Consider the following 21,819-nt stretch of genomic DNA (forward strand, 5'->3'; position numbering starts at 1 on the left):
CAAGAGCAAAAGGTGTAAAAAAACAACGACTCCTAGAAGTCGTTGTTTTTTTATGCTCTGTTCTTTCTTTTACGGTATTTAAGGGGTGTTTCACCCGTTTCTTGTTTAAAGATCCGGACAAAATAGCTATCTTCAACAAACCCTAAATCTTCACTGATTTGGGCGATCGTTTTATCTGTCTCCAAAAGAAGCTGTTTAGCCCATGTGATTTTTAATTGTCGATAAAATTGACTAAAGGGAATACCAAACTCCTCTTTTAATAAACGACTTAAATACGTCGGTGTCAAATGAACAAGGTCTGCCAGTTCTTGTAAATTTAAACGCAGCGATTTGTTTTCCCAAAGGGCATCTAAAACCGGTTGCAATTGCTTATTTTTAGTTTGATAGGCACTTGAAGGAGTTAATTGAGCAGTTAACAAAGTTTGTTGAATATCTTTTTGGATCATATTCAATGGCTCCAGCTCTTCTTTTCGCGAACTAATCTGTAAGGACTGTTTGTACGTATTGATTAAATAATCTTTTTTGATGGCTTCAGAAATAATATATTGGCTTAGATCAGCGATTAATGTCGCGCTCTTTTCTAAGTCTGCTAGTTCTAAAACAGGGTATTGTTGATACAGCTCTTGGTGTGTTACTAAAAATTCTTGAATGAAGGCATCATTCATGGTTAAAACCTGTTCTAACTCTTCTTGGTGATCTTCGAGCAAAACTTCACCAGCCATAATGGCTCCTACATACTGGTCATCAACAATAATGGGGATGGCCATATCAACGATGTTAAAGTGACAACGGTAGATAAAAGGCTGACCAGTGCGAACAGCTTCCAAGCCACCACGAGCATCACATTTTTCACAAAGTTTCGAGAGCTCAGGGGAGTGACGTACCAGTTGGCAAAAGGGTTGAACTTGACTATGTTTCGTCACAGGTCGCCCTTTATAATCGACTAAAATAATGGCTAAACGAGTGCTTAAGGCCAATGATTCTTGCAATTTTTCCCACTTTTCTAAATCTAAAATATTTTTTAATTCTACAGTCATAAGGCAATCCTTCAATCTAAAGTTTAAAAATCATAATATTTTATTATTTCACAAAATAATTCTATCATTTTTTGCAAGAAAACGATACCAAAAGTTCAATGCTTTTTTGATGAAAGCGTTTTATACTATGTATGTAAACAAAATATAGGAGGCTATCAACATGAGAAAAGCATTGATTTTACCAACGAAATATGTTCAAGGGGAAGATGAATTACTAAACTTAGGTTACTTCGTTTCAACTTTTGGAAAAAAAGCGTTACTAATTGCAAATCCTGCTGACGTTGATCGTGTACGTCCACAATTGGAAGAAACAGCGAAAAAGTTTGACATTACCTTCGTAGAGGGTGGCTTTAGTGGAGAAGTAACGCGTGAAGAAACAAAGCGCTTGCAAAACGTTGGACAAAAAGAACAAGCAGACTGTATCATTGGTTTAGGTGGCGGTAAAGCAATCGATGCTTCAAAAGTCGTAGCAGAAGGTGAAAACTTAATTATTGTACCAACGATTGCGGCTCAAGATGCACCAACTTCGCATTCAGCTGTACTATATCATGAAGATGGCTCATTTGATGATTATGCTTACTTTAAACAAAGTCCAAGCGTCGTGATGGTTGATACAAAAGTGGTTGCCAAAGCGCCAACTAGATTTTTAGTTGCTGGAATGGGGGATGCCTTATCCACATATTTTGAAGCGCGCGCAACACACAATTCATATTCTCGGGTTAATGCTAGTTTGCCAATGGGTTCAAGAGAAGGCTTAACGCCCGCTGCTAGCGGCACATATGCAGCTTTGGCCATGGCGAAACTTTGCTGGGAAAACCTCCAGGAAGATGGGTTAAAAGCGAAATTAGCTTGTGATGCAAATGTGGTTACTGAATCATTGAATAAGATTATCGAAACAAATATCTTACTTTCAGGCTTAGGTTTTGAAAGTGGTGGTTTAGCTGCAGCGCATGCGATTCATAACGGTATGACAGTCTTACCTGGTGCGCACAGTTATTTACATGGTGAAAAAGTAGCTTTTGCAACGATTGCACAACTTGTATTAGAAGATGCAGCAAAAGACGAATTAGAAGCTGTTTTAGACTTTAGCGCTTCTGTAGGTTTACCATTAACGCTTTCAGACATTGGTGTCGATGAAATCACTTATGAAGAAGCGTTGGAAGTAGCCAAAATTGCTTGCATTCCAGAAGAATCAATTCATTCAATGCCATTCCCAATTGTCGTTGAAGAAGTAGCGAATGCAATCATTGTTGCAGATAAAGTCGGACAAGAATATAAAACAAGACATAAATTAGATTAAGGAAGTGTCCACATGAAAGCAGATATTTTACTCGTTTCACATAGCAAAATGATTACAGATGGTATTAAAGAGATGATTGAACAGATGAACGCCGGTGAAGAAATTACAATTCATTCACTTGGTGGTACATCAGATGGTTCATTAGGTTCAGATCCAATGAAAATCATTGACACGATTAACGAAGCGGACTCTGACCGAGAATTTTTAATTTTTGCCGATTTAGGCAGTGCCGTTTTAAGTTCAGAATTAGCTTTTGATATGCTAGAAGAAGACCAACAGAAACATTATCATTTAGTCGATGCACCATTGGTTGAAGGTGCCTTTGCGGCAGCAATTACTGCAGGTGTCTCAGATGATTTGACGCAAATTTTAGCAGAAGCTCAAAATGCTGGTAAGAAAGGGTGGAACTAAATGAAAAAAATTATTAATGAACCTGGTAAAATTGTCGAAGAAATGCTCCAAGGAATTGTGAAAAGCTATGGAAACCTTGTTCATCAAGTCGAAGATTCTCGCGTGATTGCTCGCAACGACTCAAACAAACAAGTTGGGTTAGTATCTGGTGGTGGAAGTGGTCATGAGCCTGCACATGCTGGGTTTGTTGGTGATGGAATGTTAAATGCCGCAGTTTTAGGTGATGTCTTTACTTCACCAACACCAGATCAAATTTTAACAGGGATCCAAGCGGCGGACCAAGGGGCCGGTGTTCTGTTAATCGTAAAAAATTATACAGGCGATATTTTGAACTTTGAAATGGCCAAAGATATGGCTGATATGGAAGACATTCATGTAGAAATGGTCGTTGTCGATGACGATATTGCAGTCGAAGATAGCACCTATACCGCTGGAAAACGCGGCGTTGCCGGGACTGTTCTTGTCCATAAAATTTTAGGACATCATGCCCGCCAAGGTGCTTCTTTAGAAGAGCTCGTTTCTTTAGGAGAAAAGATTGTAGCAGCCACGAAAACAATTGGAGTGGCTTTAAAAGCAGCCACTGTGCCTGAAGTTGGCAAACCAGGTTTTACTTTACCAGAAGATGAAATTGAATTTGGCGTAGGGATTCACGGAGAACCAGGCTATCGTCGTGAAAAAATCCAACCATCGAAAGAGTTAGCGAAAGAATTAGTTGAAAAAACATTAAGTAGCTATGAACAACAACCACAAACAGTGGGGATACTTGTCAATGGCATGGGCGGCACGCCATTAATGGAACAATTTGTATTTATGAACGACGTGCTAACATTATTAGAAGATAAAGGTGTTCAAGTGACCTTCCATAAAGTGGGTAACTATATGACGTCTATTGACATGCAAGGATTATCTTTAACGATGATTGACTTGGCAACAAAAGACTGGCAAACAGCGCTAGAAAGCAAAGTAACAACAATTTCTTGGTAAGGGTGATAAAAGATGGAATTAACAGTAAAAGACATTCAAACATGGTTAGACAATTATTCAAAAGTTATCGAAGAAAAAAAAGACTATCTAAGTGAATTAGACACGCCGATTGGTGATGGGGATCACGGTAACAACATGGCTCGTGGTATGGCTGAATACAAAATTGCGTTTGACAAAAAAGTACCAACAACAATCACGGAGACATTTAAAGTCCTATCCATGGCTTTGATTTCAAAAGTTGGCGGAGCTTCTGGTCCTTTATATGGTACTGCGTTTATGAATATGACTAAAGCAACAAAAGATTTGGAAACCATCAGTTCGCCAGAGCAATTAAAAGAAATTGTTCAGCAAGGTCTAGCTGGGATTCAGATGCGCGGCAAAGCTGAACCAGGAGATAAAACGATGGTTGATGTCTGGGCACCTGTTGCTGAAGTAATTGGAACGGAACAATTTAATGAAGAAAAAATTGAACAATTTGCTGAAGCAACAAAAGATTGGGTGGCGAAAAAAGGACGTGCCTCTTATTTAGGGGAACGAGCAATTGGTCATATTGATCCAGGAGCAGCATCTAGTGCATTATTATTTGAAGAACTAGTCAAAGTAATCAATCAATAACAGTGAGAAAAAAGTTTAGCAAGTGCCTCTCTTGAAGCGCTTGCTAAGCTTTTTTATAAATAATGGTTTCTTTTGTTCATCTATGGGATAATTTAAGTAACAAAAAATAACAAAGATAGACAAATGGGGGATTTAAAAATGAAAAAGCATGTGATTGTGGGATGTTTATTAATCGTTAGCACAATGTTTGTAAGTGCTTGTGGAAATTCATCAGACGTGACCACAGAAAAAACCAGTGTCACAAAACAAGTCGAAGCTACGGGACAAAGCACATCCTCTTCTGTAGACCAAACCAAGTATGATGCCATTATTACAGAAGCTAAAAAGTTAACGGCAGAGGGGCAATATAAAGAATCAGAAGAAAAATTAGCTACGATCCCTGTTAGCGATTTAGGGAAACCTCACTATTCAATCGTTAAAGAAACGGTTGAGAAACTAAATAATCAAAATAATGAAGGCTTAAAAAGACAAGAAGAAGTCGCAGTTGAAAAGCAAACGAAGTCGAGTCCGGCTCCAACGGAATCACTTAAACCAATTCCAGATGAATTTGCTAAATGGGCAACCACGTATCTTTTTTATTATCCACGAGGAGATCAAAAGCAAGCGGGTTTAATCATTGAAGCGAATGGAGCGGTCACGCAGACGAATACGAATGGCGAAATTTACACAGGAAAAGCCGAAATAAGTGGAGCTTCGGGCACTATTTTAAGTTATGATACGACTAGTTATCGCCCGACGACCCAACCAGCTATAAAATCGATTACTCCAAATGTTAAAATCACTGTTACTTGGAACAATGGCGGCGGTGTTGATGTTTATTATGGCTACGTTTCTTATTCACAACGTTTAGCTTTGACAGATGGTATCGCCGTGACAGACGGGGTCAAAGAAGTTTGGCTTTCATAAAAAGAGCTAGACATTCAAGTTTTTGCTTGAATGTCTAGCTCTTTTGTTGATTGAATCGGGGGATTTAAATACTTAGTTTCGATAAGAACGAACGGTATTATTAATAGCAGAAATACTATATTTTAATTCATCTTCTAACGTTTGATCAATGTCTGTGTCTAAAGTTTCTGCAAACATGGCTTCATATTCAGCGATAGAAAGTTCTGTCCGATTATCCAGCAGTGCTAAATGAGTTTCTTTTTGTAAATGATTTTGATAACCAGCTACTAATTCACCAGTGAAAAATTCAGCGACAGCACCAGAACCATAACTGAATAACCCAATTTGATTGCCTGCGGTTAAAGTCGTTGCATTTTCTAAAAGGGAAATGAGTCCCAGATAAAGTGAACCCGTATACAAGTTTCCTACGCGACGACTATAGATGATGCTTTCTTCATAACGGGCTAAAATTCGTTCCTGTTCTGCTTCAGTTTGGTCGGAGATTTTTGCTAATAAGGCTTTTTTGCCCATTTTTGTGTAAGGAATATGGAACGCTAAAGCATCATAATCTGCAAAATCAAGACCGGTTCGTTTTTTATGTTCATCCCAGACTTGGGCAAAAGATTGGATGTAGGTTTCGTTTGACAAAGGACCATCGACCATAGGATACGGGTGGCCTGTTGGACGCCAAAAGTCATAGATATCTTGCGTCAGCATCACATTATCCTCTTTTAAAGCCAAAATGCGCGGTTCACTAGCAACTAACATTGCAACCGCCCCAGCTCCTTGTGTAGGCTCACCGCCAGAATTTAAGCCATATTTTGCAATATCTGCCGCTACGACCAAGACTTTTTTATCTGGATGTAAGGCTACGTGATTCTTAGCTAACTGTAAGCCTGCTGTTGCTCCGTAACAAGCTTCCTTGATTTCGAAAGAGCGAGCGAAAGGTTGAATCCCCATTAAACGATGTAAGACAACTGCGGCCGCTTTTGACTCATCGATACTGGACTCAGTCCCGACAATCACCATATCAATGGCCTCTTTATCTTCTTTGGTCAAGATCGCTTCTGCGGCATTGGCTGCAAATGTCACAATATCTTGGCTGATTGGGTTCACCGCCATTTGGTCTTGCCCAATACCAATATGAAATTTTCCAGGGTCTACATTTCTGGCTTCAGCCAGTGCCGTCATATCAATATAATAAGGGGGCACAAAAAAACTAATTTTATCAATCCCAATTGTCATTTCTTTAACTCCTTTACGATAAATAGATTCATTATATAAAATAGCACGAAATGAACCAAAATGGGGAATTTTTGTATTAACTTCATAGATTATTAAAAAATATCTTATAAGTCTGTTAACATTCAGTAATTGGCACTTGTGATTCTGGGATTTTATGATATATTTCAAGATGGAGGTGCATTTAGTTGAAAACAGTAGTTATTATTGATGCATTACGAACACCAATTGGAAAATATAAAGGCAGCTTAAGTCAAGTAAGTGCCGTAGACTTAGGAACACATGTTACAACACAACTTTTAAAAAGACATTCCACTATTTCTGAAGAAATTGATCAAGTAATCTTTGGAAATGTTTTACAAGCTGGAAATGGCCAAAATCCCGCACGACAAATAGCAATAAATAGCGGTTTGTCTCATGAAATTCCCGCAATGACGGTTAATGAGGTCTGCGGATCAGGAATGAAGGCCGTTATTTTGGCGAAACAATTGATTCAATTAGGAGAAGCGGAAGTTTTAATTGCTGGCGGGATTGAGAATATGTCCCAAGCACCTAAATTACAACGATTTAATTACGAAACAGAAAGCTATGATGCGCCTTTTTCTAGTATGATGTACGATGGGTTAACGGATGCCTTTAGTGGTCAGGCAATGGGCTTAACTGCTGAAAATGTGGCCGAAAAGTATCATGTAACTAGAGAAGAGCAAGATCAATTTTCTGTACATTCACAATTAAAAGCAGCTCAAGCACAAGCAGAAGGGATATTCGCTGACGAAATAGCCCCATTAGAAGTATCAGGAACGCTTGTGGAGAAAGATGAAGGGATTCGCCCTAATTCGAGCGTTGAGAAGCTAGGAACGCTTAAAACAGTTTTTAAAGAAGACGGTACTGTAACAGCAGGGAATGCATCAACCATTAATGATGGGGCTTCTGCTTTGATTATTGCTTCACAAGAATATGCCGAAGCACACGGTCTTCCTTATTTAGCTATTATTCGAGACAGTGTGGAAGTCGGTATTGATCCAGCCTATATGGGAATTTCGCCGATTAAAGCCATTCAAAAACTGTTAGCGCGCAATCAACTTACTACGGAAGAAATTGATCTGTATGAAATCAACGAAGCATTTGCAGCAACTTCAATCGTGGTCCAAAGAGAACTGGCTTTACCAGAGGAAAAGGTCAACATTTATGGTGGCGGTATTTCATTAGGTCATGCGATTGGTGCCACAGGTGCTCGTTTATTAACGAGTTTAAGTTATCAATTAAATCAAAAAGAAAAGAAATATGGAGTGGCTTCTTTATGTATCGGCGGTGGCTTAGGACTCGCTATGCTACTAGAGAGACCTCAGCAAAAAAAAAACAGCCGATTTTATCAAATGAGTCCTGAGGAACGCCTGGCTTCTCTTCTTAATGAAGGCCAGATTTCTGCTGATACAAAAAAAGAATTTGAAAATACGGCTTTATCTTCGCAGATTGCCAATCATATGATTGAAAATCAAATCAGTGAAACAGAAGTGCCGATGGGCGTTGGCTTACATTTAACAGTGGACGAAACTGATTATTTGGTACCAATGGCGACAGAAGAGCCCTCAGTTATTGCGGCTTTGAGTAATGGTGCAAAAATAGCACAAGGATTTAAAACAGTGAATCAACAACGCTTAATGCGTGGACAAATCGTTTTTTACGATGTTGCAGATCCCGAGTCATTGATTGATAAACTACAAGTAAGAGAAGCGGAAATTTTTCAACAAGCAGAGTTAAGTTATCCATCTATCGTAAAACGGGGCGGCGGCTTAAGAGATTTGCAGTATCGTGCTTTTGATGAATCATTTATATCTGTCGACTTTTTAGTAGATGTTAAGGATGCAATGGGGGCAAATATCGTTAATGCTATGTTGGAAGGTGTGGCCGAGTTGTTCCGTGAATGGTTTGCGGAGCAAAAGATTTTATTCAGTATTTTAAGCAATTACGCAACGGAGTCGGTTGTTACGATGAAAACGGCTATTCCAGTTTCACGTTTAAGTAAGGGGAGCAATGGCCGGGAAATTGCTGAAAAAATTGTTTTAGCTTCACGCTATGCTTCATTAGATCCTTATCGGGCAGTCACGCATAACAAAGGGATCATGAATGGCATTGAAGCTGTCGTTTTAGCTACAGGAAATGATACACGCGCTGTTAGCGCTTCTTGTCATGCTTTTGCGGTGAAGGAAGGTCGCTACCAAGGTTTGACTAGTTGGACGCTGGATGGCGAACAACTAATTGGTGAAATTTCAGTTCCGCTTGCGTTAGCCACGGTTGGCGGTGCCACAAAAGTCTTACCTAAATCTCAAGCAGCTGCTGATTTGTTAGCAGTGACGGATGCAAAAGAACTAAGTCGAGTAGTAGCGGCTGTTGGTTTGGCACAAAATTTAGCGGCGTTACGGGCCTTAGTCTCTGAAGGAATTCAAAAAGGACACATGGCTCTACAAGCACGTTCTTTAGCGATGACGGTCGGAGCTACTGGTAAAGAAGTTGAGGCAGTCGCTCAACAATTAAAACGTCAAAAAACGATGAACCAAGACCGAGCCTTGGCTATTTTAAATGATTTAAGAAAGTAAATATCCACCCGCATAGCGGGTGGCTTTTTAATAGCCCTAGAAGGGCTCGCTACCTGCTGCTCCCTTTAAGGGAGCTTTTTTTAGAGACTGCCAACCGCTACCATTCTATTCTTATCTAGTTGTTACTTCCTAAATGGATCTTTATACTCTCTTTTGTTTATACTATCCCTTATTCGATCTTCTGCTTCTTGTTCTCGTATATACTTAGCTATCGTTTTTTGGTTCAATCCTACAGTGCTCACATAATAGCCTTTTGACCAAAAGGATCGATTTCCATAATTGTATTTTAAATTCGCATGACGTTCATGAATGATTACTGCACTTCTTCCTTTTAAGAAACCCATAAAACCTGATACACTCAACTTCGGCGGAATTCTTACCAACATATGGATATGGTCGGGCATTGCATGCGCTTCAATGATTTCGACTTCTTTCATCTCACACAATTTCCTTAGTATTTTCCCTATATCTCGCCTCAATTGACCATAGATTACTTTTCTTCTATATTTTGGTGTAAACACAAGATGATACTTACAATTCCAACGAGTATGTGCTAAACTTTTATCGTCGTTCGACATTCAAAAACTCCTTTCGATTTGATAACGGTTGGTAGCCTTTATCTATTATATCGAAAGGAGTTTTTATCGCTAAAGCTCTGGCCTCCACGCGCAGTTTTTTTGTCGAAATCTCTTTAGAGATTTCGACTGACTAAAGTCATTAACAATAAAAAAACAGTTCAGCAGAAATTATTCTGCTGAACTATTTTTTTTCACATTAGGTAGACGTTTCAGGCCACGAATTGGTTTTACTTTTAAGACATCTAAGAAGAAAGTGAACACAGGGATTCCTACAATAAGTCCCCATACACCAAAGAGACGCTCACTAACTAATAAAATGACAAACGTATAAAAGATTGGTAACTCTGTTTTACTAGACATGAATTTAGGATTTAGCACGTAAGATTCAAATAAATGAACGATTGTAATTAAAGCTAAGATATAAATCACATCGTTCAAGCCACCTTGGGAATAAGCGATGAAACTTAGCGGAATGCAGGAAATAATCACACCAGCAACTGGGACTAAGCTCAAAATGAAGATCATAATGGCTAAACTAGGTAACTGAGTAAAGCCGATTATCGCCAAGGCCAAGGTAGTAATGACTGTATTCACCACAGCAATGAAAAACTGAGCTTCCATTACGACACCAAATGTGTTGACGAACTTGTTGGCAAAATAATAGATATCCTGAAAAAACCAATCAAAATCACTTTTTAAAAATAACTTAGAAAAATCAGCCATTTGCTTCTTCTCAATCATAAAGAAGAAACTTAAAATAAAGGACATGACAAATGATAAGCCGACAGCGCCAATATCTTGAATGTAGCGTAAAATCATTGAAGCGCCATTCTGGAGTTGAGAGAGTAAGTTAGATTTTTCCAAGTATTGATCAATAAATTGCAATACTTGATTTGTATCTGTATGTGGACTTTGATAAAAATCAACTACAGAATTAATCATTTGAGTCGTTTGGTTAACTAGAACGGGAACATATTTAGTAATCGCTAAATAGATTAGAAAAACAACCAATGCATAGGTTAAGAGAACGATGACAATCGTCGGGATTTTCATATAGCGTTGAACAAAATGGACCAAACGAACAGCTAAATAGGTAAAGATAAATGTTAAAAGAATTGTTGTAATCATGCTTCTGGATAAATAAAGCACAAAAATAATCAAAGCAAGGACGCAAAAACGTCGCAAACGTTCATTTTGAATAAATTTTTGATACAAACTCATAGGGGAAACTCCTTCTTTACTGAATAATCAATCCTGTTAAGAATAACATAACCATACCGATGGCAGCTAGGCCGCAAACAATAATATGGCGGCGTTTGTACATCACTACAATGGCGATGAACTCTCGAATAAACGCGTTAGGTAAAAAATAAAAAGCGGTTTTTGCACCAATGCCATCAGCTTTTAAGCCAGCCATTCGAGCGAAAAGACCCGCTCGGAAAAGGTGATAATTGTTTGTAGTAAAAATGGCTTGGAAATTAGCATTTCCAAAATCCTCAATCATTGTTTCTTTGGAAAAACGCATATTTTCTAGTGTGTTTTTTGAATGAGCTTCTACTAAAATATCATCATCAGGAATACCTTGTGTCAAAGCATACATTTTCATCGCGACACTTTCAGGAAGTAATTCATCAGGGCCTTGGCCACCAGACATGACGATTTTTGGTGGGTTTAACGTTGCGCGATTTTGAGCCTTGTAAAATTGAATGGCTTTGTTGATGCGGGCTTGCAATAACGGCGGCACAATCTCACCATTGATTAACCCCGAACCTAACACAACAATATAATCCTGTGTATATTTTGGCTGATTAAATTGATACAACGTAGAAACAGTTAAAAAATTATAAAAAACAAACGCGAAATAAGTCAAAATAAATGGCGCAATAGTTAGTGGCAAGGAGAGCCAAGTCGGTAATAATGATTGGAAAAAGAAATTATAAATTAACAATAATGTCAAACCAATCGCCAGTAACAAAGTCAACAAGTTCCCTAAAGAACGACCCTCTTTTCTCATAACAACGACCGCATTCCAATAGAGGAAAATAATTAAGGCATAGAGTCCTAAAGCCAAAGCGATAAAAATCGCCAGCAGGGCAATAATTGCTAAGGTGATTAGAAAGTAGTTGCTTGTACGAATCGCGGTAATTCCTAAATAAGTCGCTAGAACCACAAGAAAAATATTAAACAATGTTCCGTTCAGTAAACGCCTTTTTTCTTTGAAGTAGAAGAGCGCAAACAAGCCAAAAAAAGCAATGGGAATTAAAAAGAAGGCTGTACCACGAATGATTTCTAAATATAAAACATATGAGAAGAACATAAAGACAGTCCAGCCAAACATCCACGGCAACCAATCGTGTTCTTTTTTCTTTTTACGCCACGAGGGAATGAAAAAGAGACCCAATAAATAAACACCTAAAAAGGTTAAATCACCATAAAATTGCATAAATAAACTCCTTTAAAACATTTTTCCTCTTCAGTATAACGAAAACTCTTCAAAAAAAATAGAGGAAGCACTTAGTTTCAGAAAGTTTTCTTGTTCTTTTTTTATAAAAAAAACCTGACGATTAACGTCAGGTTTTTGAGTCAGTATTGTTTAATTAAGCTTTAGTAACGTTAGTTGCTTGAGGGCCACGTTGACCTTCTTCGATTTCGAAAGTTACTGCTTGACCTTCTTCTAAAGTTTTGAAGCCGTCACCTTGGATAGCTGAGAAATGTACGAATACATCGTTTCCGTTTTCTGCAGTGATGAAGCCAAAGCCTTTGTCTGAGTTAAACCATTTTACTGTACCTGTTTCCATAATAAATATCCTCCTAGATGTGTGTTATAACACATTCATATTTTGCAATTACTTGAAAGGTGAAAAATGTGGAAGATGTTTATTTGAAACAGCTACCCATATTACCGAACAAAAACTACATCTATTACTATAGCATACTAACTGGTTTTTGTATAGCGATAACCTTATTTTCTTTTTTATCGGATGTTTTTTAAAAACTAGAAAGTGAAGATAAGGCTGTTATAGTGCTGTTTCAATAAGTCTCAGAAAAAAAGCCCATTGTAAGGCGCTTTCTTACAATGGGCTTTTTGCCTGTTTTTAATAACGGAGGATAGCCGCTAAAGATTTTTCATCTGGTGCAGCTTTTTGGTCTAAAACAAAAACTTGACCGCCGTTTTGAATGACTTGGTAAGCAATGGTGTTTAAAAGTTTGCGACGATCGTACTCTTCAGATGACATTTCATTGTTTTCAGTAACAAAGAGTGACGTTGCAATAAAAAGATGGGAAATTTTGCCGTCAGCTGCCGCTGGCGAAATATCTGTAAATTGATCTAAGAATTTACGATCTAGTAATTTGTTATAAGAAGCTGTTTCTTTTTCTGTTAACTCTGCAGCTATTTTTTCACTAGCGCTGCGGATATCTTGAATGGTTGCTTGTGCAGGTGAAGCAGCAACTGAAATCGAGCAATCATAATAAGGATTTTTAGCAATCTTTTTAAAGAGTGTTTGGTTTTCTGGTAAAGCATAAAGATAAAGCGGTAATTTTTCAGGATTATCCAGTTGATCTTTTAAGAAAGTATCGACTGCTTGATAGTAGTTCACCCAATCAATTTCAACTTCTTTATCTTTAGTATTGATGCTATGATAAGCGACACCTTCTTTAGAACCGTTAGAACTACCTTGAGTTGAAAAGTTTAAATTACCCCCCGTTAATTCATCACCTAAAGCTGTAACCACGTCTGTTGGCGCGTCTTTAGGCAATTCAACAGGAGTCACAGTCGTATGATCGACCTTGTAAAGTTTCATTGAATCGCGATTTAGAGCAAGTAGGTAATAATGGTAGTTAAATTGTTTGTCTTTGACTAGTCCAAGTAAATAAGGAATCGTGTCCACGTAATATTGATCGTCAACGGGCACATCTAATCGTTGAACAAAGGTGTTCTCTGGAGATAAGATGATTGAAACACTTGCTGTGCCGTTGCGCCAGAAGGAAGCATCAGCTAGAAGTGCGTCAATTTTTTCTTGGAAAACAGACCATTTTTCCTCAGGAAATTTTTTTTCAAAGCGTGTTTTTGCCGCTTTTGCAAAATTTTTCAAAACAAGCGAATCTTTTTCTACGTTTTGATGAGCGACATGGGTGTTAAACAAGAAAGTAACAAACGGTCCATGAACTTCTTCAGAAAATAATGTTGATAAGCTATCTTTTTTTTGATTTGCCATAATAAAATCCCCCTTCTAAAAGTAAGTGTAGCACAGGAAATCGAATGTTTAAAACAATATGTTCAATAAAAGAAAACGCTTTAAATAATCTAAATAAAGGACTGTTAATGGTGTTCTAATAAAAGTTTTATAAAAAATATAGCTGAAACTCATGATAAAAAAGGCACAAACTACTATACTTACGTTATGCCAATTATCCCGAATTGGTTTTTTCATACTTACTCCTACCAAGAGTAAATAACAACCTTCATTTCCACCACAGACGACGGTCGTGGTGGTTTTTTTGTTTAGGTTCTAGTTTTTGCTATTAACTTTTGAGAAGGACAGAGTAAGATAGTTAGAGAGATTATGACAAGTACGAGAATGGTGAGAAGAGTTATTAAGATCCCGTTTTGATAGGTTAACAATGGATTTCGCAAAGGTCTCATAATGTCACCACCTAATAGAATATGAGGCATATCCAAGTAGCTTAAGAGAATGTAAGGTTTTAAGTTCTCGTTAAGTAACGTATTGAGTACATCGTATTGTCCAATCACTAATGGAATAATTAAAACAGAGAGATTTAGAATTAAATTACTTGTTAGAATGCTGAATACTAAACTTAACAATGCTAGAAATGCTAGAAATAATATAAAAAAGAAGATTGTTTTAACGACAAAGTCACCTGTTGCTATCAAACTGACTTCCATATTTTTCGAACTGGTGGCAATCGGGTAATTAAACGCACCCAGTCCATTTTTCAGAAAGACAAATGCAAGTACAAGGAGAAATGCGCTGAGTAGGTTTGCAAAGAGCGACAAAACAATGGCAAAAAGTTTGGTGTAATATGTTCGTACATAAGAGTTAGGAGAAACACAATACCAAATGAAATTATGTTTTTTATAGTCTAAATTAAATAAATAAGCAATCTGGAAACTAATCAGAATTAAAATAATTTGCATTAATTGAGGAGAAGAAAAAACCAAATTTAGATATTGGATCACGCCCATCTTTTTTGGATTATCACTCGTTTTATTTAGCCCATTGTTTTTTAAATACTCCAGTACGGCCACTATACTTTTTTGTTCACTAATTGATCTAGCTTGCAAACTACCATCTAGAATTCCTTCTAGCGTTTTTTTTCCAAGTTATACTCATTTTCAACAATCGCTTTTTGATCTCCTTTCTTTAGAGAATCAATGAGTTTTTTTAAATAACCATTTGTTTCCTTGATGTCTTCAACGATTCTTGTTGCAGTTGGGTCATCTTTGATACTTTCAATCGTTGTTATGCCGGCATAGTAATTATCTTCGTAATATTTTACATAATTAAAATTGGCATTTCCTAGAAAAAAAGGAACGCTAATAACGAGAACGAATAATGCAAACAGAAAATAAGTGGTTTTCTCTCGAAAAATTTTAATTAGTTCAAATTTTATCATTTAGGCACGACCTTTCGTTGCATATAGTTCGTAGTATTCTTCTTTTAATTGTAGATAGTCTAGTGACGCTGATTTCAGAATACCGCTATCTAAAAAATAAATTGCATCACAAAGCTTGCTTATTTCGAAAATATTATGAGATGACAAAAGTAATGTTTTTCCTTGCTCTTTTAAAGTAAGAAAGACGGTTGCTAGGTACTCAACATTTTCAATATCGAGACCATTTAATGGCTCATCAAAAATCAGAAAAGACGCACCACTAGCGATGGCGACTGAGAGCAAGGCTTTTTGCTTCATACCTGCAGAAAGGTGTTTAATTTTTTTGTTTATGTACGTGTTAACACCGGCTAAGTTAATGATTGATTCAAAATTAGCATCATGTTTCCATAACTTGGCCGCTACTTGCATATTCTCGTAAACGGTAAGATTTGCAAATAATTGATTCGCGGATTCTATGAAAAAGATTTTTTTATTGTAGTCAGTTCTGTTTTTGATTGATGTTTTGTCAACTATTACTTCACCAGATTCGAGCGGGATAAGTTGGACGATTGATTTAAAAAAAGTCGTTTTTCCTGTACCATTTGGGGCAACAATACATGTGATTGATCCCGTATTTAATGTAAGCGACAAGTTATTCAAGATGTTTTTATTGTTCAATGCTACGCAGATCTTGGTTATTTCTATTGAATTATTCAATTTTTTTCCTCCTTTTATTAGAAATTAGTTATATAGATTATATTAACATTAAATTAAAGAAAGAGAAAGGTTGTTTTTCAAATAATTATTTGGTAGTATAAAATTATAAATAGTGAAAATATATTATGTTAGGAGTAGAAACAATGGAAAAGAAAGTTGTGTATGGTTGTGTTCTAACAAATTTGTTGGGTGTTAGTTTGGTGTTTAATTCACCAGTAGAGGCAGAAGAAGTCATTCAAAATGATGCGTTAGTTGAATTGCAAAACGAGATTGGTAGTCAATCTGTTAACCCAAGAAACAGAGCTTATGTTGGTTGGGTCGTGAGGTATTTCCATCAATATCAAACTCGAGCAACAGGGAACTGGGCGCCAAATTTACATGGATATGTTTATGGGAAAATCAATGTGCGTAATGGTTATTCTGCGAATGGATGGACGTATTTGGGAACAACGAATAATTCTAATTGGTTTACGATTGAACACAAGTTTAGACAAAATTATCGAGTATGGTGAATCGATTATTTTATAAGTAAGGATAAATAAAGAAGATAAACCAAATAAATGCCAGAAGGTGTCTCCTTCTGGCATTTATTTGGTTTATTATACAATGAATACGCTAGTTGTCGAATAAATTAATAAGTACAAACAACACAGAGCCACTGACTGTCGTATTACTTAAGAATTTGTCATTTCAAATTTACGGAACCGCAAGAAACGATTTGCTTCTTCCTCTAACTGAGTAATTTCTTCTTCTGTTAACTCTTCCGTAGTAATGTGAATATGTAATTCTTTTTGTGTGCTTGTCATAGGTGCCTGATGATTAATCTCTGTTTGTTGGGTGCGGCCCATTAAATAGTCCAAGGAAACAGAAAAATAGTCTGCTATTTTTAAAAGATTCTCTACTTTAGGCGAAGAGGTATCCCAACGACGAATTTGTCCATTGGAAATGCCGACGTTTCTTTCTAATTGGGCGAGGGTTAATTGCTTTGACTGAGCTAGTTGTTTAATGCGAGAAATTAAGGTCATTTCAAGTCCTCCTTGCGTTTTCCGTTTGCTAATTTTAAATTAGCGTAAAAGCGAATGGTTGTCAATTGCGAGCGTGTAATAAGAAGGTGAACATCTCATGAGTGATTTTTTAGAAAATTTCCGATGAAAAAAAGAAGAAATAGAGTTATTATTAGTAAGTAAACTGTTTTGGAGCGAGAGGGGATGAATCAATGGAGAAAATTAAAAGTTACCAAGAGGATTCTGAAGTGCAGAAAAATCGTTGGTGGATCTTAGTTTCTGTGGCTATGTTTACCTTCATGTCTACATTAGATTCCAGCATTGTAAATATTGCTTTACCGACTATTTCAAAAGAAATGTCCGTACCCATGAATCAAGCGGAATGGGTCGTATCTATTTATTTAATGGTTGTCTGTGCTTGTTTATTATTATTTGGAAAAATTGGCGACAGTTTTGGAAAAATAAAAGTTTATCGAATTGGCACGGTTATTTTTACGATTGGTTCGTTACTTTGTGGCTTTAATCAATCGCTGAGCTTTCTATTATTTGCGCGAGTCGTTCAAAGTATTGGTGCTAGCATGACCATGGCGACCAATTCAGGAATTATTACGGAAGTATTCCCTTTAAATGAAAGAGGGCGGGCGCTTGGTGCAGTAGGTGCCTTTGTCTCTTTAGGCGCGATTGCTGGTCCTGGGATTGGTGGATTGATCTTATCAAACTTTTCTTGGTCGTATATTTTTTGGATTAATGTTCCCGTAGGGCTAGTTACAATTTTAATTGGCGAAAAGTTCCTACCAAAAGATATTACAAAAACAAAAGAAAAAATCGATTTTTCAGGATTCGCTTGTATTGCCATTGCGATTATGACGTTCTTCGGCGGGATTTTCCTCGGACAAGAGAGCGGGTTTGGCTCGTTACAATCCTATTTATTGTTCATTATTGCAGTAATCGCACTAGGATTATTTATAATGGTTGAACGGAAAAGAAAAAGCCCACTTATTAAGTTCGCAATTTTTAAAAACAAAATTTTTACTTTAAGTTTATTGTCTGCCGTTTTAATTTTTGCCTCAAACTTTTTTGTAAATGTTGTCATTCCATTTTATTTGCAGGATGCACGCAAACTAAGTGCTAGTTATGCTGGTCTATTAATGATGGTATTTCCGTTATTAATGGTGGTTGGGGCTCCTCTGAGTGGCTATTTGACGGATAAGATTGGCCCAGGTATTTTAACGTTTGGCGGATTGTTGCTCTTGTGCTGTACGTCGTTAATGTATATGTTTTTAGATATGAATTCGCCTATCTGGTATTATGTGATTGCAACAGCCATTATGGGCTTGGGAAATGCACTTTTCCAGTCTCCAAACAATACAATGGTTATGAGCAGTGTTGAAAAGCAAGATTTAGGTGTAGCAGGAAGTATGAATTCTTTTGCTAGAAACTTAGGAATGGTCATTGGGATTGCGTTGTCAACGACCATTTTATATCGTGGCATGAGCGAAGCCTATGGTGAACGAGTAACCACGTATCTGGCTAATCGCCCAGATATATTTATTGTGGGAATGCGTGAAACCTTTTTTGTCGCCTTTCTATTATGTGTGGCGGCCTTTATATTAACGATTTTACGTTTTCGGAAAACAACCAAATAAGTAAAAAGAAACAGACGAGAAAGATTCATGATTTTTCTCGTCTGTTTCTTTACTAGCTAAGAAAATAAGCAAATGCGATTGTATATTTCTAATTCTCTGTTACAATAAAGAAAGTAAACTGTACTAAACTGTACTACTTTTAAAAATGAATTTGACGATTAATTATCATAAGATTGTGTAGAAAATACCGTAGGAGGAATACAAATGGAACTGATAGGACATGGACATTCATGTATTGAAATTCGTCTAAACGACGGCACGAACCTTTTATTTGATCCTTTTATTAATGGAAACCCTTTAACGGACGTTTCACTTGCAGACTTACACCCTGATTACATCTTAATCACTCACGGACACAGCGATCATATTGGCGATATGCTAGCAATTGCTCAAGCCAACAAGGCAACAATTATTGCGATAGCTGAAGTGGCTACGTATGCGCAGTCGCAAGGGGTAAAAGCGCATGGAATGAATCTAGGTGGGCGTTATGTCTTTCCTTTTGGTTCGGTTAAATTTGTGCCAGCTTTGCATAGTTCCGGTTATGAAATAGACGGCGTAATGACCTACATGGGCGAAGCAAGTGGGATTATTTTAGAAGCAGAAGATAAAAAAATTTATCACGCTGGTGATACGGCGTTGTTTTCAGATATGCGCCTTTTTGCAAAAGACAAATCCATTGATGTAGCGTTCTTACCAATTGGCGATAATTACACGATGGGACCAGAGGATGCGCTAGAAGCAGTCTCTTACTTAAATCCCAAAATAACCATTCCAATTCATTACAATACCTTTCCTGTTATCCAACAAAATCCAGCAATATTCGTAGAGCAAGTAGTTGGCGGGAAAGTATTAAACCCAGGAGAGACGATCCTAGTTTAGGAGGAAATTATGGCGACGAAACATGATCAAATTTTAAAACATATTGAAGAATTACCGATTGGCGATCGAATCTCTGTTCGAAGCATTGCCAAAAGTTTAAGTGTTAGTGAAGGAACAGCGTATCGGGCCATCAAAGATGCAGAAAATATTGGGCTTGTTTCCACCATTCAACGTGTTGGTACGATACGAATTGAGCGGAAGTTAAAAAAACATATTGAAAAATTAACATTTGGTGAAGTGGTCCGGATTATTGAAGGGGATGTGTTAGGCGGTAGCTCTGGTCTAGACAAAGTCCTTAATAAATTTGTAATTGGTGCGATGACAGAAACCGCGATGACGCGATATATTACTCCCGGATCCTTAATGATTGTTGGTAACCGCCAAGGCGTGCAAAAGCTTGCTTTAGAAAATGGGGCAGCCGTTTTAATTACAGGTGGATTTGAAACATCTGAAGAGATTGCGCAGTTAGCAGATCGTCTGGGTATGCCTGTCTTGAGAACCACATATGATACATTTACTGTGGCTACTATGATTAACCGTGCTTTAAGTGATCAGCTGATTAAAAAAGACATTTTACTCGTCAGTGATATTTATACAGCGCTTGAAAAAACCAATTATTTGTTGACAACTCAAACGATTGCAGATTATCAGGCATTATCTGAAAGTACCCATCATTCTCGTTTCCCAGTAGTAAATAAGAAATTACGTTTAGTGGGGATTGTCACAGCCAAAGATGTCATTGGTAAAAGTGAACATTTAACCGTGGATAAAGTCATGACCAAGGATCCCAATGTTGTGAAAAAGATGATGAGTGTAGCGAGTGTCAGTCATCAAATGATTTGGGATGGTCTAGAAGTCATGCCGGTGGTGGAAGATGATTTAGCGCTTGTTGGAATTGTTTCTCGCCAAGATGTGATGAAAGCCATGCAATTGGTGCAACGACAACCACAAATTGCAGATACAATTTCAGATCAAATTTCCGGGGAAGTGATGCCTGTTGAAGAAAATGGCAAAGAAACAACCCGTTTTCGTTTTTCGGTTGCGCCCCAAATGGTTAACAGTGTTGGTACCATCTCGTTTGGTGTCCTAAGTGAAATTATTTCTAATGTGACACAACGAACAATGTTGATGAATCAAAAAAGAAATGTACTAATTGAACAAGTGAATCTACATTATTTGCGGCTAATCCAGTTGGAAAGTGAATTGGACATTCGTCCACGGATTTTAGAAATTGGTCGTCGCTCTGCAAAATTAGATATTGAAGTTTATTTAGAAAATGTCATTGTGGCAAAAGCAATTGTTGTTTGCCAAGTGATGGAGAGAACGTAGGAGGCTACAAAGAATGGACGTAGTAAAAGAAATTATGGCAGCAATTAAACAATATGAAACAATTATTATTCATAGACATCAAAGGCCCGACCCAGATGCGATTGGCTCACAGGTTGGGTTAGCAGAACTCTTAAGAGCGAGCTTTCCTGAAAAAAATATTTATCAAGTAGGCGGACCAGTGGAAGGCTTAGAGTTCTTAGCTGAAATGGATGTTATTACTGACGATGTCTATCGAGGTGCATTAGTCATTGTAACAGATACTGCAAATGCTCCACGAATTAGTGATGCGCGTTTTTCTTTAGGCGATCAATTAATTAAAATCGATCATCATCCGAATGATGAACCTTATGGAGATTTAGTTTGGGTGAATACAAATGCAAGTAGTTGTAGTGAAATTATTGTTGATTTTTGGCAACAGCATTTAGCAGAATTAACGATGACAGATAATGCAGCTCGTTTATTGTATGCTGGGATTGTGGGGGATACAGGACGTTTTCTTTATCCTTCCACTTCGGCGCATACACTCGCTGTCGCTGCGCAATTGCGTACGTTTAACTTTAATGCCGCAGACTTAAATCGTGAGTTAGACCAAATGCCTTTAAAGGTTGCTAAATTAGCGGGTTATATTTATCAAAATTTAGAAATCGACGCAAATGGCGCTGCTCGTGTCGTTTTACCACAAAGTATTTTAAACAGTTATGATATTGTCGATTCTGAAACGGCAGCCATTGTTTCAATGCCAGGAAAAATTGAAGATGTTCTCTCATGGGCAATCTTTGTTGAACAGCCGGAAGGTTATTATCGCGTTCGGTTACGTTCCAAAGGACCAATCATTAATACAATTGCTAAAAAACATCATGGCGGCGGCCATCCTTTGGCAAGTGGCGCTAATGCCCGTGATGCGGCTGAAATTGAAGTGATTTACCAAGAAATCCAAGCAGCTTGCCAAGAGTGGGCGCAAAAATAAATAAGTAATTAG

22 protein-coding genes are annotated in these 21,819 nt (G+C 37.5%); 11 read left to right on the forward strand and 11 right to left on the reverse strand.

Features of this window, described 5'->3' with window-relative positions:
* Positions 1-50: 50 nt before the first annotated feature.
* On the reverse strand, positions 51-1,037 hold the full coding sequence (locus IGK70_RS06240) for a PocR ligand-binding domain-containing protein (protein WP_002382271.1): 987 nt from the start codon (positions 1,035-1,037) through the stop codon (positions 51-53).
* 160 nt (positions 1,038-1,197) lie between these two features.
* Here IGK70_RS06240 and IGK70_RS06245 point away from each other — a divergent pair, with 160 nt between their 5' ends.
* The 5 genes from IGK70_RS06245 (at position 1,198) to IGK70_RS06265 (ending at position 5,253) form a co-directional block, all read left to right on the forward strand.
* A complete protein-coding gene (locus tag IGK70_RS06245; protein WP_002363858.1) occupies positions 1,198-2,337 on the forward strand; it encodes a glycerol dehydrogenase in 1,140 nt (379 codons plus the stop codon).
* Positions 2,338-2,349: 12 nt separating this feature from the next.
* On the forward strand, positions 2,350-2,748 hold the full coding sequence (gene dhaM, locus IGK70_RS06250) for a dihydroxyacetone kinase phosphoryl donor subunit DhaM (RefSeq protein WP_033599757.1): 399 nt from the start codon (positions 2,350-2,352) through the stop codon (positions 2,746-2,748).
* The gene (dhaK, locus tag IGK70_RS06255) at positions 2,749-3,732 is read left to right on the forward strand and encodes a dihydroxyacetone kinase subunit DhaK (protein ID WP_033599758.1); all 984 of its coding nucleotides are present in this window, start codon (positions 2,749-2,751) and stop codon (positions 3,730-3,732) included. It abuts the gene before it with no gap.
* A 12-nt stretch (positions 3,733-3,744) separates the two neighbouring features.
* Positions 3,745-4,347 (forward strand): dihydroxyacetone kinase subunit DhaL, encoded by a 603-nt coding sequence (gene dhaL, locus IGK70_RS06260; RefSeq protein WP_002360441.1) that lies wholly within the window; start codon positions 3,745-3,747, stop codon positions 4,345-4,347.
* A gap of 123 nt (positions 4,348-4,470) precedes the next feature.
* The gene (locus tag IGK70_RS06265) at positions 4,471-5,253 is read left to right on the forward strand and encodes a hypothetical protein (RefSeq protein ID WP_162783006.1); all 783 of its coding nucleotides are present in this window, start codon (positions 4,471-4,473) and stop codon (positions 5,251-5,253) included.
* A gap of 72 nt (positions 5,254-5,325) precedes the next feature.
* Here the strand turns inward: IGK70_RS06265 and IGK70_RS06270 are convergent, their stop codons facing one another.
* Positions 5,326-6,477: a hydroxymethylglutaryl-CoA synthase gene (locus IGK70_RS06270; protein WP_002357756.1), complete on the reverse strand. Its 1,152-nt coding sequence runs from the start codon at positions 6,475-6,477 to the stop codon at positions 5,326-5,328.
* A gap of 185 nt (positions 6,478-6,662) precedes the next feature.
* Here IGK70_RS06270 and IGK70_RS06275 point away from each other — a divergent pair, with 185 nt between their 5' ends.
* The gene (locus IGK70_RS06275; protein ID WP_104855994.1) at positions 6,663-9,071 is read left to right on the forward strand and encodes a hydroxymethylglutaryl-CoA reductase, degradative; all 2,409 of its coding nucleotides are present in this window, start codon (positions 6,663-6,665) and stop codon (positions 9,069-9,071) included.
* A gap of 122 nt (positions 9,072-9,193) precedes the next feature.
* On the opposite strand, the gene tnpA is transcribed toward IGK70_RS06275, so the two are convergent.
* The 8 genes from tnpA to IGK70_RS06315 form a co-directional block, all read right to left on the reverse strand.
* Positions 9,194-9,649, reverse strand: coding sequence for an IS200/IS605 family transposase (tnpA, locus tag IGK70_RS06280; RefSeq protein ID WP_000063801.1), 456 nt, complete (start codon positions 9,647-9,649; stop codon positions 9,194-9,196).
* Positions 9,650-9,817: 168 nt separating this feature from the next.
* The gene (locus IGK70_RS06285; protein WP_002357754.1) at positions 9,818-10,870 is read right to left on the reverse strand and encodes an AI-2E family transporter; all 1,053 of its coding nucleotides are present in this window, start codon (positions 10,868-10,870) and stop codon (positions 9,818-9,820) included.
* A gap of 16 nt (positions 10,871-10,886) precedes the next feature.
* Positions 10,887-12,092 carry a YdcF family protein gene (locus IGK70_RS06290; RefSeq protein ID WP_162783007.1) on the reverse strand — a complete coding sequence of 402 codons (1,206 nt, stop codon included), beginning with the start codon at positions 12,090-12,092 and terminating at the stop codon, positions 10,887-10,889.
* A 154-nt stretch (positions 12,093-12,246) separates the two neighbouring features.
* On the reverse strand, positions 12,247-12,447 hold the full coding sequence (locus IGK70_RS06295) for a cold-shock protein (RefSeq protein WP_002357750.1): 201 nt from the start codon (positions 12,445-12,447) through the stop codon (positions 12,247-12,249).
* Between the two features lie 297 nt (positions 12,448-12,744).
* A complete protein-coding gene (locus IGK70_RS06300; RefSeq protein WP_002365588.1) occupies positions 12,745-13,866 on the reverse strand; it encodes a baeRF6 domain-containing protein in 1,122 nt (373 codons plus the stop codon).
* Positions 13,867-14,153: 287 nt separating this feature from the next.
* On the reverse strand, positions 14,154-14,954 hold the full coding sequence (locus IGK70_RS06305) for a hypothetical protein (protein ID WP_224798930.1): 801 nt from the start codon (positions 14,952-14,954) through the stop codon (positions 14,154-14,156).
* Between the two features lie 20 nt (positions 14,955-14,974).
* Positions 14,975-15,286 carry a hypothetical protein gene (locus IGK70_RS06310; RefSeq protein WP_224798929.1) on the reverse strand — a complete coding sequence of 104 codons (312 nt, stop codon included), beginning with the start codon at positions 15,284-15,286 and terminating at the stop codon, positions 14,975-14,977.
* The gene (locus tag IGK70_RS06315; RefSeq protein ID WP_104855820.1) at positions 15,287-15,982 is read right to left on the reverse strand and encodes an ATP-binding cassette domain-containing protein; all 696 of its coding nucleotides are present in this window, start codon (positions 15,980-15,982) and stop codon (positions 15,287-15,289) included.
* A gap of 143 nt (positions 15,983-16,125) precedes the next feature.
* Between IGK70_RS06315 and IGK70_RS06320 the strand changes: the two genes are divergently transcribed.
* Entirely contained in the window at positions 16,126-16,494 is a 369-nt protein-coding gene (locus IGK70_RS06320) for a hypothetical protein (RefSeq protein WP_010777603.1), read from the forward strand.
* Positions 16,495-16,656: 162 nt separating this feature from the next.
* Here the strand turns inward: IGK70_RS06320 and IGK70_RS06325 are convergent, their stop codons facing one another.
* A complete protein-coding gene (locus IGK70_RS06325) occupies positions 16,657-17,007 on the reverse strand; it encodes a helix-turn-helix domain-containing protein (protein ID WP_002357747.1) in 351 nt (116 codons plus the stop codon).
* A gap of 191 nt (positions 17,008-17,198) precedes the next feature.
* On the opposite strand from IGK70_RS06325, the gene IGK70_RS06330 reads away from it, so the two are divergent.
* The 4 genes from IGK70_RS06330 (at position 17,199) to IGK70_RS06345 (ending at position 21,807) form a co-directional block, all read left to right on the forward strand.
* On the forward strand, positions 17,199-18,632 hold the full coding sequence (locus tag IGK70_RS06330) for an MFS transporter (protein WP_002357746.1): 1,434 nt from the start codon (positions 17,199-17,201) through the stop codon (positions 18,630-18,632).
* Positions 18,633-18,836: 204 nt separating this feature from the next.
* Complete coding sequence (locus tag IGK70_RS06335) at positions 18,837-19,511, forward strand: metal-dependent hydrolase (protein ID WP_033601185.1); 675 nt, start codon at positions 18,837-18,839, stop codon at positions 19,509-19,511.
* Positions 19,512-19,520: 9 nt separating this feature from the next.
* Complete coding sequence (locus IGK70_RS06340) at positions 19,521-20,840, forward strand: DRTGG domain-containing protein (protein WP_002357743.1); 1,320 nt, start codon at positions 19,521-19,523, stop codon at positions 20,838-20,840.
* A gap of 13 nt (positions 20,841-20,853) precedes the next feature.
* Complete coding sequence (locus IGK70_RS06345; protein WP_002357742.1) at positions 20,854-21,807, forward strand: DHH family phosphoesterase; 954 nt, start codon at positions 20,854-20,856, stop codon at positions 21,805-21,807.
* Positions 21,808-21,819 lie beyond the last annotated feature (12 nt).

Origin of the sequence: Enterococcus sp. DIV0358, assembly GCF_051713465.1 — a bacterium.
Taxonomy (GTDB): Bacteria; Bacillota; Bacilli; order Lactobacillales; family Enterococcaceae; genus Enterococcus; species Enterococcus faecalis.